We start from the raw sequence: 14,833 nt of genomic DNA, 5'->3' as shown, positions 1-14,833 counted from the left end.
GGCTCACGTGAGGCGGCCGTTCTACGAGCTGCAGGCCGGCGACACACCGGCGCCGATCGCCAGCGAGGCGCTCGCCCGCATTGCCGCGCTCTACGCCGTCGAGACGGCCTGTCGTGGGCAGTCGGCCGAGCAGCGCCGCCACCTGCGTCAGCTGCGCAGCAAGCCGATCCTCGAGGCGCTCAAGCCGTGGTTCGAGCGCCAGCTCGGCCTGGTGTCGGGCAAGTCCAGGCTCGCCGAGGCGATCCGCTACGCGCTGTCACGCTGGCAAGGCCTCTGCCGCTTCCTCGACGATGGCCGTATCGAGCTCGACAACAACGTCGTCGAGCGCACCATCCGGCCGATCACTCTGGGCAGAAAGAACCACCTGTTCGCAGGGTCCGACGGCGGCGGCCAGCACTGGGCAGTGATCGCCTCGCTCGTTGCCACATGCAAGCTCAACGACGTCGATCCCTACGCCTACTTGACCGACGTTCTAACCAAGATCGTTGCGCGACATCCCAGGAGCCGCATCGACGAACTTCTGCCCTTCGCCTACGTCAAGCCGAAAGCGCTCGATCGCGCCGCGGCCTGACAACATCGCTTACGAAGCAGCTCGGTGACGTTGCGAAAATAGAAGCCAACGCCGCGTCCGTCGGAACCGCCATCCTTGTGCAGTTTGTGCCAGACGATGTTGCTCTTGTAGCCGAAACCCCAGGCTCGCAAGACCTGAAGACCCTCTGGCAGCAGGGCGTTCGAAACCCACAAGTAGAGGTGAGCCGTAGCGTCCACGGCTTGATGAATCGGGAGCGCGGCGATTTCCTCGACCGTCAGGGTGCCGTAGCGAGACAGACGATGATGCTCGGGCGCGACCTTTCCGGTACGATTCATGAAGCGCCAAGGAGGGTCGGCCAAAACCGTCTTGAAGCGACGCTCGCCCACGAAACGCAGCAAATCTGCGGATGCCTGTTCATTGTCGGGCCGTCGCATTGGGCGATACTGATTCGCTGGGCCAGGGGAACGGCCAACTGCCCGCATCCTCTCAATTGCATCCAAAGCAAGAAGCTTGTTCGGAGTATCCCCGTTGTCCGGCCAAGTTGTGGATTGTTCCCACAGGGCGATCCGCAATTGACGCAATTCCAGAGAGCGCTCGGGGCGACAGAGCAACTTCGATGTTTGCATGGAGAACACGTAAAAGTTGTACTATTTACATAGTATTCTAGTAGCGAGGACCTGTCCACATCGATCGCCGCCCGCCTCATTACCTCGCAGGCAATCGCCACCAGGCCCCAGGCAAGCTTACCTCGCTCCCGGACCAACCATCCGAAGGAGGAAGCCATATCCACCACTGTCACCGCGAATGGCGTCGACAGCGTGATCGATGCCTATGTCGCCACCTGGAACGAGACCGATCCTGCCCGCCGGCGCGCCGGCATCGCCCGGGCGTGGGCGGAGGCGGGCAGCTATCGCGACCCGCTGATGAAGAGCGACGGCCACGCCGGGGTCGACGCCATGCTGGCGGGCGTGCAGGGCAAGTTCCCGGGCTTCGTGCTGAAGCGGACGTCGAAGATCGACCATCACAACGGCGCGGTGCGCTTCTCCTGGTCGCTCGGGCCGGCTGCCGGGCCGTCGATCGTCGAGGGCGTCGATTTCTGCGCCCTGGCAGCCGACGGGCGTCTCGCCTCGGTCGTGGGCTTCATCGACAAGATGCCGTCCTGAAACCGCAATCTCGATCGCCTATCGCGCCAAGCTCGGCGCGAGAGGCATCGACTCGATAGGGCATCGGCATTTCAGCGGCTGCGGTCGAAGCGGCAGCCTGCCTCCAGCTCTCAATCCTGGAGATCACCCATGCCCAGCTGTCTTGCCCAATTCTGCTACGCCGCCCTGCTCGCCGTCGCCTTGGCGGTCGGCAACCCAATTACCTCGGTCTACGCCGAAGGGGCCAATCCGGTCGCCGCTGCAAACACCGCTGGCGTGATCGCCGTCCCCTCGGGCTACGGCATGATCGAGACCGTCGAGCGGCTGAAGAAGGATATCGCGGCCAAAAGCATCCTGTATTTCGGCGAGGTCGACCAGGGTGCCCTCGCCGCCGTCTCGGGCGTGCCGGGGGTCAAGCCGTCGGTGCTGCTGATGTTCGGCAACCCGCCGCTCGGCACGCAGTTCGTCGGCGGCCGCCAGCAGGCCGGTCTCGATTGGCCAGTGCGCATGCTGGTCTATCTCGAGGCGCCCGGCCGGGTGATGATCGCCTGGACCGACTTCGACTGGATCGCCAAGCGTCATGGCCTCACTGGTCTCGACGCCCAGCTCAAGATGGCCAACGAGGTCGTGGTTTCGATCGCGGCGGCTGCCAGGAAGTAGCGGCCGAGGATGCCTGCCCGCAATCGACTGCATCCCGGAAGACGATTTCGACAGCGCTGGCCGCTGAGGTCCGGCGCGTTTCGTCGTGTATGCTCGACGAGCGGAGAGTCTTGGGAGGAAGCAGCAAACATGAGCAAGCATGGGAGAGGCCGAGCGGCGCTCGGCCGTCGCGTCTTCGTGTCGACATCGATCGCCGGCGTGATCGCCGCACCCGCGATCGTGTCGGCGCAATCCGCGGGGAGCGACTGGCCGTCGCGCCAGATCCGGATCGTCGTTCCCTATCCGCCGGGCGGTCCGTCGGACATCACCACGCGGGTCGTGCTGGAGCGCGCGGCATCGCTGCTCGGCCAGAGCGTGCTGTTCGACAACAAGGCCGGCGCCAGCGGCGCAATCGGCGCCGAGCACGTCAAGAACACCGCGCCCGACGGCTACACGTTCCTCACCACCACGACGGCGATGGTCTGCATCACCCAGCATCTGCAGCCCTTGCCGTACGATCCGGCGGCCGACTTCATTCCTGTGGCGCGGACGGCCACGTCGTGGATCGGCATGGGCATCAACCCGCAGGTGCCGGCCAACACCCTCCAGGAGTTCATCGCCTACGCCAAGGCCAACCCGGGCAAGATCAATTTCGGCTCAGCCGGGCTTGCCACCATCACCCAGCTCTACGGCGAGATGTTCAACATCGAGACTGGCGTGAAGATGGTGCACGTGCCCTACAAGGGCAGCGCACCGGCGACCAACGACCTGCTGTCGGGGCAGATCCAGGTGCAGTTCGATCCGACGACGCTGCCCCACATCGCCGCCGGCCGCCTGAAATGCTTCGCCATCGTCGGCGAGAAGCGCTGGCCGGGCCGGCCCGACATCCCGACCCTGCGCGAGCAGGGCTACGGCAAGATCGGCGGCGATGCGTGGTACGGCATCCTGGCGGCCAAGGGCACGCCGCAGCCGATCATCGACAAGCTCGGCAAGGCGATCGCGCAGGCAGCGGAGATGCCCGACATCAACGAGAAGCTGGTGATCAGCGGCAACTATGCGAGCTATCTCGGGCCTGCCGCCTTCAAGGAGACCATTGCGCGCGAGGCGAAATCGTTCGGCGAGATCATCAAGACCGCCGACATCAAGATCTGACGAGTGCTCGGCACCACGCCGTCACGAAGATTTCGCTGCGCTCGATTTTACCTCATCCTGAGGAGCGCCCGGCGGGGCGCGTCTCGAAGGATGGGATCGAGCACCATGCCTGCTCCGACCCTTCGAGACGCCGCGCAATGCGCGGCTCCTCAGGGTGAGGTCTTTCTCGTGCTCGACGATGAATGAGGCCCCTGTGCGCGGGATGACAGTATCCTTGTCATCCCGAGCGCAGCGAAGGACCTTTGCCTCCTTCTCTGGCTCCGCTACACCGCGGCCAGCGCCTGGTCGAGATCGGCCAGGATGTCCTCGATGTGCTCGATGCCGATCGACAGGCGGACATAGCCCGGCGTGACGCCGGTCTTGGCCTGCTCGTCGGCCGTGAGCTGGGAGTGGGTGGTCGAGGCCGGATGGATGGCGAGGCTGCGCGCGTCACCGATGTTGGCCACGTGGTAGAACATCTTCAGGTTGTCGATGAACTTGCGGCCGGCCTCGACGCCGTTCTTGAGCTCGAAACCCACGAGGGCGCCGAGGCCGCGCGACAGGTAGGCGTCGGCGCGGCGCCTGGCCTCGCCGGTCATCAGCGAGGGATGGATCACCTTCGAGATCTTGGCATGGCTCGAGAGGTGCCTGGCGACGGCATTGGCATTGTCGCAATGCACGCGCATGCGCAGCGGCAAGGTCTCCAGCCCCTGGATGAACAGGAAGGCGTTCATGGGGGCCATCGGCGCGCCGATGTCGCGCAGCAACGTCACCCGGGCCTTGATGATGTAGGCGACCGGCCCCATCGGCTTGGTCGCCTGCGTCCACACCGCGCCGTGGTAGCTCGGGTCGGGTGTGTTCAGCATGGGGAAGCGATCCTTGTGCTTCTCCCAGTCGAAGTTGCCGCCGTCGACCAGGATGCCGCCGATCGAGGTGCCGTGACCGCCGATATACTTGGTGGTCGAGTGCATGACGATCGCCGCACCATGGTCGAGCGGCCGGCAGAGCACCGGCGCCGCGGTATTGTCCATGATCAGCGGGATGCCCAGCTCGCGGCCGATGCGCGCCACCTCGCCGATCGGGAACACGGTCAGCTTGGGGTTGGGCAGGGTCTCGGCGTAATAGCAGCGTGTCTTGGCGTCGGTGGCGCGGCGGAAATTCTCCGGATCGGCCGGATCGACGAAGCGGCATTCGATGCCCATCGTCTTCAGCGTGTTGGCGAACAGGTTCCACGTGCCACCATAGAGGTCGGTCGAGGCAACGAAGTTGTCGCCGGCATGACAGATGTTCTGGACCGCAAACAGGGACGCCGCCTGGCCCGATCCCAGGCACAGGGCGGCTACGCCGCCTTCGAGCGCCGCGACGCGCTGCTCGAGCACGTCGTTGGTCGGGTTCATGATGCGGGTGTAAATGTTGCCCAGCTCGGCCAGGCCGAACAAGTTCGATGCGTGCTGGGTGTCGCGGAACTGGTAGCTGGTCGTCTGATAGATCGGCACGGCGACCGCATTGGTGGCCGGATCGCTGCGATATCCCGCGTGAAGAACGAGCGTCTCAGGGTGCTTGCTGTTGGTCGCCATGGTCACTCCCCTCGTGTCGAGGGGGGCGACTATACAGGTGACGCTGTTTCACACAAACGAACAAGGCAGCTTTGCATCTTCCGCGTGCGGTGCCGCCGATCCGGCCGTGCTAGCGTGATTTTGGTACAGCAATGCCTGTTTGCCCGACCACCGGCCGGTGGTCGGGCTTTTTTTCACGCAGCATTTCGCTACTTCTGGGTATCCGGTGTCACCGGCGCCGCAGGGCGTGCCGGCGCCAAGCCCGGCGCGCGCGGCTGATCGGGGGCGGGTGTCGTCCGCTCGACGGCCGGCTGCTGGGCGACCTCGGTGCGATCGCCCTTCGGCGCCGCAAAGAACAGCAGGCCCGCCACCAGGGCGATCGCCACCAGGATGCCGACGACAAGACCGAGCCCGCGGCCTTCTCCAGCCTTGTCATAGTACCGGTCATAGGCGCGCGGATCGCGCTCCGGATTGGGCGGATTGGGGATGTAATCGCTCATGGAATTTTCTCCTTTCCTTGGAAGCGCTGGCAGATGAACGCCTGTCGCGCCAATCCAGTTCCATCCTGTTTTGATCCGCCGAATCAATGAGTTAGGTGGAAATTTCAACGACACGGCGCGATTCATGCTAGGTTTTCACAAGACTTGGAGGGTTGCGATGCCGGTTTGCCGGATGTCCCGTCCGCCTGTGCTCCTGGACGACGCCGGCGCGACGCTGTTGGTCGGATCTTACGGCGCGGTCAGCAGTGACACACAGCTCAGGCGCATCGGGCACATGCCTCGCTTCATCAGCTTCTCGCCGATGCGCCTCGTGGCCACCGCCGACGCGACTGGCAAGCAGGACATGCACAAGGAGGGACCGTGGGCGCCTATGTCGTAACCGGCCAGCGCGCCCGCCAGATGCGGGTGGTGCCGCCAGATGTGCTGAAGCGCCTGTCCACCAAGTCGGACGTCCACGGCCTGGTGCAGACGACGGAGCACATCGCGCTGCTGATCGCGGGCGGCGCGCTGGTGCTGGCGACCAAGGGCTCGTGGTGGATCGTGCCGGCGTTGGTGGTGCAAGGCATCTTCGTCAATGCGCTGTTCGGCGCCATGCACGAGTCGGTGCATTACGGCTCGTTCAAGACGCGCTGGATGGCCGATCTTCTCGCCTTCCTCTCAGGTGCGGCGATCCTGAACAATGCCGGGTTCTACCGGCACTTCCACTATGCCCACCATCGCTACACCCAGGATCCCGACCGCGATCCCGAGCTGGTCACCTCGGGCTCGCCGCGCACCTGGCGCCAGTATCTCCTCCGCATCAGCGCCATCCCGTTCCTGATGCTGCGGGCGCGCGACATCTTCCTGTTCCCGCTCGGCCACCACGGCAACGTGACCTACATTGAGCCGTCCGCCTGGCCCGAGGTGGCGCGGTGGGGCCGCTGGTTGCTCGCCCTCTACGCAGTGCTGATCGCCGGGTCGACCGCGCTCCAGACGGACGTGCTGGTGTGGGCCTGGTTCATCCCTCTGCTGGTCGGCCTGCCGCTGTTGCGACTCTATCTTCTTTGCGAGCACACCCTTTGCCCGAACACCGATGACGGCTTCGCCAACACGCGCACGACGCTCAGCAATCCGCTGGTACGCTTCCTGATGTGGAACCTGCCCTATCACGCCGAGCATCACTTGTTCCCGAGCATCGCCTTCCATCATCTGCCCGAGGCGCATCGGCTGCTGCGGCCACACCTGAAGTTCGTCGGCAAGAGCTACATCCAGGTTCAGCGCGAGATCGTCCGGAGCCTGGCGTGAGGACGAGCGAAGGCGTCTTCGACTGCGGTGACGTTCCCCTGCAGCGCGGCGGCACGCTCCGCGGCGCACGCATCGTCTACAAGACGTTCGGCACGCTCTCGCCCGGGCGCGACAACGTCATCGTCTATCCGACAAGCTACTCGGCGCAGCACGCCGACATCGAATGGCTGGTCTCGCCCGAGCATTGCCTCGACCCGAGCCGCTACTTCATCGTCATACCCAACATGTTCACCAACGGCCTGTCGTCGTCGCCGTCGAACACCCCGGACTTCCCCGCGGTCACGACCTACGACAACGTCATGCAGCAGCGGCGCATGATGGCCGAGCTGTTCGGCGTCGATCGCGTGAAGCTGGTCTATGGCTGGTCGATGGGCGCCCAGCAGGCCTATCACTGGGCAGCCCTGTTCGGCGAGGCCGTCGAGCGCATCGTGGTCAATTGCGGCTCGGCCAAGACAGCGCCGCACAATTTCGTCTTCCTCGAAGGCGTGCGTGCGGCGCTTCAGGCCGATCCGAATTGGGACGGCACGAGATACATCGCCAAGCCCGAGCGCGGCTTGCGCGCCATGGGCCGCATCTATGCCGGCTGGGCGCTGAGCCAGACCTTCTATCGCCGCGAGATGTGGCGCGGGCTTGGCTTCGCCTCGCTCGAGGATTTCCTGGTGCGCTCGTGGGAGGCGAGCTTCCTGCGCCGCGATGCATCGGACCTGCTTGCCCAGCTGTGGACCTGGCAGAACGGCGACATCTCGGCCAACGACCTCTACCGCGGCGATCTCGAGTTGGCGCTGGCGGGCATCAAGGCTCAGGTCCTGCTGATGCCGTCGGCCACCGATCTCTACTTCCAAACCGACGACAATCGCGCCGAGCTGCCGCACCTCAAATACGGCAGGCTGGCCGAGATTCCGTCCGTGTGGGGCCATCGCGCCGGCAATCCGCGAGACAATCGCGAGGATGCGGCCTTCATCGACGCCGAAGTCGAGAAGCTGCTGGCGAGCTAGGGCCAACGAGGAGTTCAGATCGACGCTCGCCTCCGGCCGACGTCAGCGTCGTGGCGCCCCGGAGCGCTTGCTCTAGCGCACCAGAGCGCGCGTCGTGAACGCGCGCTGCTGCCGTCCACGGATCATCGTGCCACGGCGATCTGGATCGGACCACGAGTGCCCCTCGGCTGGCCCGGCTTGCGCTGCCGGATGATCGAGTCCCGTACGAGGGTCGGCCAGCTGAATGCTGGCTATCCAGGCGCGGGCATCGTGCAGCTTCTGAAAGACATCGACCGGTCCCTCCTTCTCCGTGAGAGCCGCGAAGCGTCGAGCAAACTCGCCGCGGCCGGGGGCAACGACAAACGCGACCGGACCGCGAATGGCGGGATCGCCGCGCAGGATCTGGGCCAGTTGCGCAATATCCTCCGGAGGCAGGTCGAGGTATGCGCCAGCGACCTCGACGATCTTTGCGAAGCGCCGGACCCGGGCATCGGCGAGCTTCTGAGCGGTGCCGCGGACTTCATCGGAGGTGAGCTGGCCCCGAGCGACGATCGTCACCAGTCGATGGAGCGGGGATATCTCCACATACACAGGCACCTTGCCCTCCAAAGCGTAGCGCTTACCCGACGACGACGCGCATGGACCATACCATTCCCGTGACACCAAGACTGCCCCGGCGTGGCTAAGCGGCACTACACCAAGGTGCAGGTCACCGTACCGCAGCCGTCGACGAAGCCCGCCAGGGTGTCGCCCCGGACAACCGCAGCCACGCCGTCCGGCGTGCCGGTATAGATCAGGTCGCCGGCGGCGAGCGCCACCAGGCCGGACAGATAGGAGATCGTCTCCGGCACGCTCCAGATCAGTGCGTCGAGATCGGACTTCTGGCGGGTCTTGCCGTTGACGTCGAGCTGGATGATGCCCTTGGCCGGATGGCCGATGCGCGCGGCAGGAAAGATCTCGCCGATTGGGGCCGACTGGTCGAAGCCCTTGCCCATGTCCCACGGCCGGCCCATGTCCTTGGCTTGGTTCTGCAGATCGCGACGGGTCATGTCGAGGCCGACGGCATAGCCGAAGACATGGTCGAGCGCCTTGTCGACCGGGATGTCGGCACCGCCCGACTTCAACGCGACCACCAGCTCCATCTCATGATGAAGGTTCTTGGTGGCCGATGGATAGGCGATCTTGGTCGGGTTCTTCGGATCGGCGCAGATGACGATGGCATCAGCCGGCTTGGTGAAGAAGAAGGGTGGCTCGCGATCGGGGTCGTGGCCCATCTCGCGGGCATGTGCGGCATAGTTGCGGCCGACGCAGAAGATGCGCCGCACGGGAAACAGATCGCCGGTCCCATTGACCGGCACGCCGACCGTGGCGGGCGGCGTCACGACATAAGCCATCGCTTTCTCCTTCGCGAGCGAGCCTTTATGAAGAGCGCCGGAGTTCTAGGCAATGTCCGAGGCAGACGTCCTGACGGTCCAGATCGACACCGGCGAAAGCGCGCTCGGCTGGGCGATGCTGGGAGATCGTCGCTGGCGCTGCACAGTGGGTGCAGGCGGCGTGCGCGAAGACAAGGTCGAAGGCGACGCCGCGACTCCGGTCGGCACGTTTCCCTTGCGTCATATCTATTTCCGCAACGATCGGCTGGTCCTGCCCAAGGTCCGCCTGCCGGCGCGGCCGATCGACGAGCATGACGGCTGGTGCGACGATCCGCGATCCCCTGCCTACAACCGCTTGGTCCGCACTCCCAACGAGTGGAGCCACGAGCGGATGTGGCGCGACGACGGGCTCTACGACCTCGTCGTGGTCGTCGGCTACAACGACGACCCGCCGGAGGGCGAATGGGGCAGCGCCATCTTCCTTCATCTCGCCCGCGCGGACTACGCGCCGACCCGCGGCTGCGTCGCCTTCGCCCGCGACGATCTCCTCGAGCTCGTCACCCTGATCGGCCCCGAGACGCGTCTGCAGGTGCTGTCGCTGCCGGCCGACCAGGAGAAAGCGCCGACCGCAGACGACGAGGTCATGCAGCAGTTCGAGGATTTCGACGAGAGTGACTGGTAGCTCTTCCTGGACCGCGGGCGTCTCGCGCACTCACCCTCTTCGTCTTTCGGAGAGCGTCCCGCCCGCTCGGGATCCATGAGCATGGGCGAGCGGGACCCTCGCAGTCCGAAGACCATAAGCGGGCGGGGAGGCCCGCGGTCCAGGTGAGCGCTACCCCACCAACCGTCCGATCGTGCGCGCGGTGTAGTCGACCAGCGGGATGATGCGGGCGTAGTTCAGCCTCGTCGGGCCGATGACGCCGATGGCGCCCAGGATGCGCTCGCGCGAATCGCGGAACGGCGCCACCACCATCGAGCACCCCGTGTTGGCGAACAGCGGATTGTCGGAGCCGATGAAGATCTGCACGCCGGCGCCGGCATTGGCGAGCTCGAGCAGGCGCACGAAGCTCTCGCCGCGTTCCAGCGCATCGAACAGGGTGCGCACGCGCTCGAGGTCGGCGATCGCCGTGATGTCTTCGAGCAGGCGAGCCTGGCCGCGCACGATCAGTGCGCCGCCGGGCTCGCCAGCCCAGGTCGCCAGTCCCGATTCGATCACGCGCGCCGTCAGGTCGTTCAGCTCGGCACGCTTCAGCTTGACGTCCTCGAGGATGAGCTTGCGCGCGTCCTCGATGGTGCGCCCGATGAGACGTGAATTGAGGTAGTTGCTCGCCTCGACCAGCGCCGAGCCCGGCATGCCGATCGGCACCTCGATCAGGCGGTTCTCGACATGGCCCGTCTGGGTCACCGTGACGACCAGCGCGCGGCCCGGTCCCAGGCTCACGAACTCGATGTGTTTCAGCGGCTGTTCGCTCTTGGGCGCCAGCACGACGCTGGCGCAGCGCGACAGGCCGGACAGCAGCGTCGTCGCCTGCTCGAGCGCCTCGGTGACGCTGCGCCCGACCGCGGCGCAGCGCGCTTCGATGCTCTCGCGCTCCTCCTCGCTGATATTGCCGAGCTCGAGCAGGCCGTTGACGAACAGTTTCAGCCCGGCGTCGGTCGGTAGCCGACCCGCCGAGGTATGCGGTGCGTAGAGCAGGCCGAGATCCTGCAGGTCGGCCATGATGTTGCGGATGGTGGCCGGCGACAGCGCCTCGGTGAGACGCCGGGTCAGGGAGCGTGAGCCGACCGGCTCGCCGGTCTCGACATAGCCTTCGACCACGAGCCGCAGCACCTCGCGGGCGCGCTCGTTCAGCTCGGTAACCGACGCCGCCGGCCGTTGACTCGTCGCGCCGTCCGCCAGGCCGCCAGGGGCGCCAATCCGATGCAGTGCCATGGAAAAAATGTAGGTAGCGCCAACCGGCGGGTCAACGCAGGCTGCGGAATGAGGGATGGCTGGATTCGGCCGGGGCGCGGCGCTAAACCGGCCGCCCATTGGCTTGACTGGCCACCCCTATTGGCATGGCAGATACCCAGGAGAACCCGATGCGCCCGTCCGGTCGCGCCCCCGATCAGCTTCGTGTCGTCTCCCTGGAGCCGGGCTTCTCCCGGCACGCCGAGGGGTCATGCCTGGTCAAGTTCGGCGACACCCATGTGCTGTGCACCGCTTCCGTCGACGAACGGGTGCCGCCCTGGATGCGCAACACCAATCGCGGCTGGGTGACCGCCGAGTACGGCATGCTGCCCCGCTCGACCCACACCCGCACCGACCGCGAGGCGGCGCGAGGCCGCCAGTCGGGCCGAACCCAGGAGATCCAGCGCCTGATCGGCCGCTCGCTGCGCGCCGTCGTTGATCTTCAGGCCATGGGCGAACGGCAGATCAACATCGATTGCGACGTGCTGCAGGCCGACGGCGGCACCCGCACCGCCAGCATCACGGGCTCCTGGGTGGCGCTGCACTTCGCCTTCGAGCGCCTGGTCAGGGAGGGCAAGCTCGCCGCCAACCCGATCACCGGCCAGGTCGCAGCGGTTTCATGTGGCTTGTGGGAAGGGACTCCGGTGCTCGACCTCGACTATCCGGAGGATTCCAAGGCGCAGGCCGACGCCAATTTCGTCCTGACTGGCGCTGGCGGCATCGTCGAGGTCCAGGGCACCGCGGAGGATAAGCCGTTCAGCGAGCCCGAGTTCCTGGCCCTGCTGGCGCTCGCCAAGAAGGGCATCAGCGAGCTCACCCGCCTGCAGCTTCTGGCCATCGGCCCATCGGCGGCCAAGTCGCCGATCGTGCCAACCGCCTGATGGCGCGCCGCTTCGCCCTTCCCCGCCTGGTGGTGGCCACCCACAATCGTGGCAAGGCCGGGGAGATCCGCACCATGCTGTCGCCCTTCGGCGTCGATATCGTGTCGGCTGGGGAGTTCGGCCTGCCGGCACCGGAGGAGACCGGCAAGACGTTCGAGGACAACGCCACCCTCAAGGCGCTGGCCGCCACGCGGGCGAGCGGCCTGCCAGCGCTCGCCGATGATTCGGGCCTGAGCGTTCGGGCCCTCGGCGGCCAGCCCGGCCTCTACACTGCCGACTGGGAAGGCCCGACGCGCGACGCCATGGTGGGCATGCGGCGCATCCAGGACGAGCTCGCAAAACGCGGTGTCCCGGACAGCGACGCGGCGCGCGCCGCAACCTTTCATTGCGTGCTCGCGCTGGCCTGGCCCGACGACCATGTGGAGCTGGTGCACGGCACGCTCGACGGGCGCATCGTCTGGCCGCCGCGCGGCAGCGGCGGCCACGGCTATGACCCCTGCTTCCAGCCCGTCGGCGAGACGCGAACCACGGCGGAGATGAGCGAGGCCGAGAAGAACGCCATCAGCCATCGCGGGCGCGCCTTCCGCCTCCTGGTCGAGGCCTGCTTCAAATGATGCCTCCTGTTGAAGCATGCTGGGGCGCGCCACTCCAGTGGCGCTCCCAGCCATGAGCTTCTCAACCCACCATGGGGATTTTCGCGGCACTCTGGTGCACGCCGTCCGTGCCGGGGATCTCCCTTGACGGGCGCGGCGGCCGGCCAACGAGCCGGCGAACCTCTGGGTGTCTACATTCATTGGCCATTCTGCAAATCGAAGTGCCCGTACTGCGATTTCAATTCCCATGTGCGCGACGGCGTGCGCCATGAACGCTGGCGCAACGCGCTGATCACCGAGCTCGAGCACGCGGCGCGGGAGGCTCCGGGACGCCGGGTCGAGACGATCTTTTTCGGCGGCGGCACGCCGTCGCTGATGGCGCCGACGACGGTGGCCGCCCTGATCGCCCGCGTGAAGGCATTGTGGGATACCGACCCTGACGTCGAAATCACGCTCGAGGCCAACCCGACCTCGGTCGAGGCCGGACGCTTCGCAGCGCTCGCCCAGGCGGGAGTCAATCGTCTGTCGCTCGGCATTCAGGCGCTCGACAACACCGCCCTGCGCTTTCTCGGCCGCGAGCATTCGGCCGACGAGGCGCTCGCCGCGCTCGAGCTGGCCCGCCGGCAGTTCGCCCGATACTCGTTCGACCTGATCTATGCCCGGCCGGGCCAGACGCCCGAGAGCTGGGCGGCGGAGCTGGACAGGGCCCTTGCCCTGGTCGGCGAGCACCTCTCGCTCTACCAGCTCACGATCGAGCGCGGCACGCGGTTCTTCGTCGATCAGGCTCGAGGCGCCTTCGTCCTGCCGGACGACGAAACCTCGGCCATCCTGTTCGAGCAGACCCAGGCCCGGCTGGCTGCCGCCGGGTTGCCGGCCTACGAGATTTCAAACCACGCCCGGCCGGGAGCGGCGTGCCGCCATAATTTGATCTACTGGCGATATCAGGATTACGTCGGCATCGGGCCGGGCGCACATGGCCGCTTCGCCGACGACGCAGGCCGCCCGGCCAAGCGAGCGACCCGGCGGACGAGCGGGCCGGAAGCCTGGATCGAGGCGGTCGAAAGCACCGGCCATGGCACGGCGGAAACCTCGTCGATCGCCGGGCAGGATCTGATCGAGGAGGCGCTGATGATGGGATTGCGGCTGGCCGACGGGATCGACCGCACCCGGTTCACCTCGGTCACCGGCTGCGATCCCGTGGCCGCCCTGGGCGAAGCCCGGCTGGCCCCGCTCGTCGCGGCCGGTCTCCTCGAGATCGACGCCACGCATCTGCGGGCGACGCCGGCCGGCCGCCAGCGTCTCAATGCCGTGCTCGAGCGGCTGGTCGCATGAGCTGGACGGCGCCTTTGACCGGGTTGGCCGTCCTGTTGGCCAGCGTCGTCGGGACGGCGACGGCACAGCAGCAGGCGCCGCCATCGCAACAGCAAAAGCCGCCGCCGACGGCCCGGACGCCTACCCCGCCGCCCCGCCCTGGCGCCAAACCGACGTTTCCGCCACCGGCCTTCAAGATCATGATCGCCACCGAAGCTGCCTACCCGCCGTTCAATTATCTCGATCGCAAGGGCCTGCCCGCCGGATTCGAGATGGAGCTCGCACAGGAGGCCTGCCAGCGTATCAAGGCGGAGTGCGAGTTTGCCGCCTTCAAGTGGGACGAGTTGATTCCCGGCCTGCTCGACAAGAAGTTCGACGTCATCATGTCGTCGCTGGAAGTCACCAGCGAGCGGCGCAAGCGGCTCGGCATGTCGCGCCGCTACTACCTCTCGCCCGGCGCCTTCATTGCCGGCAAGGGCGCTCCGTTCGACGGGCCGCCCTCCCTGCTTCGCAACAAGCGGCTGGGCGTACAGAAGGATTCGACGCATGCCGACTGGCTCGACAAGAGCTTCCGCCGATCGGCCCTGATCAAACGTTACGCCACCATCGCCGAGGCTCTGGAGGCCCTGGCCAAGGACGAGGTCGACGCTGTGTTCGGCGACAAGACGCAGCTCTGGTTGTGGAGTCAGAAGCCGGAGGGCAAGTGCTGCGAAGTGGTCGGCCAGGACATCAAGGACAACCAGACACTGGGTGTCGGGGTCGCCGCCGGGCTGCGCAAGGAGGATGTCAAGTTGCGCGACGCCCTGAACAAGGCGTTCGGCGACATGATCGCCGACGGCACCTACAAGAAGATCAACGAAAAGTATTTTCCCTTTGCGCTCAATTGATCACAGCTGACCGTGCGCGCCGGTTCCGTGACGCTTCATGTCTTGTTGCGGCCCGGAAGAGCATGAGCGCCACGGAGTG

Annotated in this window: 16 protein-coding genes and 1 pseudogene; 11 read left to right on the top strand and 6 right to left on the bottom strand. The window is 66.2% G+C overall.

The window, feature by feature from the left end:
* Position 1: 1 nt before the first annotated feature.
* Positions 2-571, top strand: a pseudogene (gene tnpC, locus ACILR9_RS07265) (IS66 family transposase); the annotation flags it as partial.
* On the opposite strand, the gene ACILR9_RS07260 reads toward tnpC, so the two are convergent.
* Positions 532-966: an MT-A70 family methyltransferase gene (locus ACILR9_RS07260; protein WP_395709241.1), complete on the bottom strand. Its 435-nt coding sequence runs from the start codon at positions 964-966 to the stop codon at positions 532-534. The pseudogene tnpC and the gene ACILR9_RS07260 sit on opposite strands and share 40 nt — an antisense overlap.
* Before the next feature lie 384 nt (positions 967-1,350).
* Here ACILR9_RS07260 and ACILR9_RS07255 point away from each other — a divergent pair, with 384 nt between their 5' ends.
* From ACILR9_RS07255 to ACILR9_RS07245, 3 genes are all read left to right on the top strand, one after another.
* Complete coding sequence (locus tag ACILR9_RS07255; protein ID WP_395709240.1) at positions 1,351-1,695, top strand: nuclear transport factor 2 family protein; 345 nt, start codon at positions 1,351-1,353, stop codon at positions 1,693-1,695.
* A 129-nt stretch (positions 1,696-1,824) separates the two neighbouring features.
* Positions 1,825-2,334: a DUF302 domain-containing protein gene (locus ACILR9_RS07250; RefSeq protein ID WP_395709239.1), complete on the top strand. Its 510-nt coding sequence runs from the start codon at positions 1,825-1,827 to the stop codon at positions 2,332-2,334.
* A gap of 129 nt (positions 2,335-2,463) precedes the next feature.
* Positions 2,464-3,465, top strand: a complete 1,002-nt coding sequence (locus ACILR9_RS07245) for a Bug family tripartite tricarboxylate transporter substrate binding protein (protein WP_395709238.1) — start codon at positions 2,464-2,466, stop codon at positions 3,463-3,465.
* 263 nt (positions 3,466-3,728) lie between these two features.
* Here the strand turns inward: ACILR9_RS07245 and ACILR9_RS07240 are convergent, their stop codons facing one another.
* A complete protein-coding gene (locus ACILR9_RS07240; protein ID WP_395709237.1) occupies positions 3,729-5,021 on the bottom strand; it encodes an O-acetylhomoserine aminocarboxypropyltransferase/cysteine synthase family protein in 1,293 nt (430 codons plus the stop codon).
* Positions 5,022-5,209: 188 nt separating this feature from the next.
* Entirely contained in the window at positions 5,210-5,500 is a 291-nt protein-coding gene (locus ACILR9_RS07235) for a hypothetical protein (protein WP_395709236.1), read from the bottom strand.
* Positions 5,501-5,860: 360 nt separating this feature from the next.
* Here ACILR9_RS07235 and ACILR9_RS07230 point away from each other — a divergent pair, with 360 nt between their 5' ends.
* Positions 5,861-6,784, top strand: a complete 924-nt coding sequence (locus ACILR9_RS07230) for a fatty acid desaturase (protein ID WP_395709235.1) — start codon at positions 5,861-5,863, stop codon at positions 6,782-6,784.
* A complete protein-coding gene (locus tag ACILR9_RS07225; protein ID WP_395709234.1) occupies positions 6,781-7,779 on the top strand; it encodes an alpha/beta fold hydrolase in 999 nt (332 codons plus the stop codon). Before ACILR9_RS07230 ends, ACILR9_RS07225 begins: the two co-directional genes overlap by 4 nt.
* A gap of 72 nt (positions 7,780-7,851) precedes the next feature.
* On the opposite strand, the gene ACILR9_RS07220 is transcribed toward ACILR9_RS07225, so the two are convergent.
* Positions 7,852-8,316: a hypothetical protein gene (locus ACILR9_RS07220; protein ID WP_395709233.1), complete on the bottom strand. Its 465-nt coding sequence runs from the start codon at positions 8,314-8,316 to the stop codon at positions 7,852-7,854.
* 134 nt (positions 8,317-8,450) lie between these two features.
* Positions 8,451-9,152: a fumarylacetoacetate hydrolase family protein gene (locus tag ACILR9_RS07215; RefSeq protein WP_395709232.1), complete on the bottom strand. Its 702-nt coding sequence runs from the start codon at positions 9,150-9,152 to the stop codon at positions 8,451-8,453.
* A gap of 52 nt (positions 9,153-9,204) precedes the next feature.
* Between ACILR9_RS07215 and ACILR9_RS07210 the strand changes: the two genes are divergently transcribed.
* On the top strand, positions 9,205-9,813 hold the full coding sequence (locus ACILR9_RS07210; RefSeq protein ID WP_395709231.1) for a L,D-transpeptidase: 609 nt from the start codon (positions 9,205-9,207) through the stop codon (positions 9,811-9,813).
* A 150-nt stretch (positions 9,814-9,963) separates the two neighbouring features.
* On the opposite strand, the gene hrcA is transcribed toward ACILR9_RS07210, so the two are convergent.
* Positions 9,964-11,064 (bottom strand): heat-inducible transcriptional repressor HrcA, encoded by a 1,101-nt coding sequence (hrcA, locus tag ACILR9_RS07205; protein WP_395709230.1) that lies wholly within the window; start codon positions 11,062-11,064, stop codon positions 9,964-9,966.
* Between the two features lie 149 nt (positions 11,065-11,213).
* Between hrcA and rph the strand changes: the two genes are divergently transcribed.
* From rph to ACILR9_RS07185, 4 genes are all read left to right on the top strand, one after another.
* Positions 11,214-11,963 (top strand): ribonuclease PH, encoded by a 750-nt coding sequence (rph, locus tag ACILR9_RS07200; RefSeq protein WP_395709229.1) that lies wholly within the window; start codon positions 11,214-11,216, stop codon positions 11,961-11,963.
* Positions 11,963-12,577 (top strand): RdgB/HAM1 family non-canonical purine NTP pyrophosphatase, encoded by a 615-nt coding sequence (rdgB, locus tag ACILR9_RS07195; RefSeq protein ID WP_395709228.1) that lies wholly within the window; start codon positions 11,963-11,965, stop codon positions 12,575-12,577. Before rph ends, rdgB begins: the two co-directional genes overlap by 1 nt.
* 123 nt (positions 12,578-12,700) lie before the next feature.
* Positions 12,701-13,888: a radical SAM family heme chaperone HemW gene (gene hemW, locus ACILR9_RS07190; protein ID WP_395709227.1), complete on the top strand. Its 1,188-nt coding sequence runs from the start codon at positions 12,701-12,703 to the stop codon at positions 13,886-13,888.
* On the top strand, positions 13,885-14,754 hold the full coding sequence (locus ACILR9_RS07185) for a transporter substrate-binding domain-containing protein (RefSeq protein ID WP_395709226.1): 870 nt from the start codon (positions 13,885-13,887) through the stop codon (positions 14,752-14,754). The genes hemW and ACILR9_RS07185 overlap by 4 nt, the downstream gene beginning before the upstream one ends.
* Positions 14,755-14,833: the final 79 nt, after the last annotated feature.

The sequence above is a fragment of the Reyranella sp. genome, from assembly GCF_044224635.1.
GTDB lineage: Bacteria > Pseudomonadota > Alphaproteobacteria > Reyranellales > Reyranellaceae > Reyranella.
The sequence above is the reverse complement of the archived record's forward strand: the minus strand, read 5'-3'. Positions and strand labels throughout refer to the sequence as shown.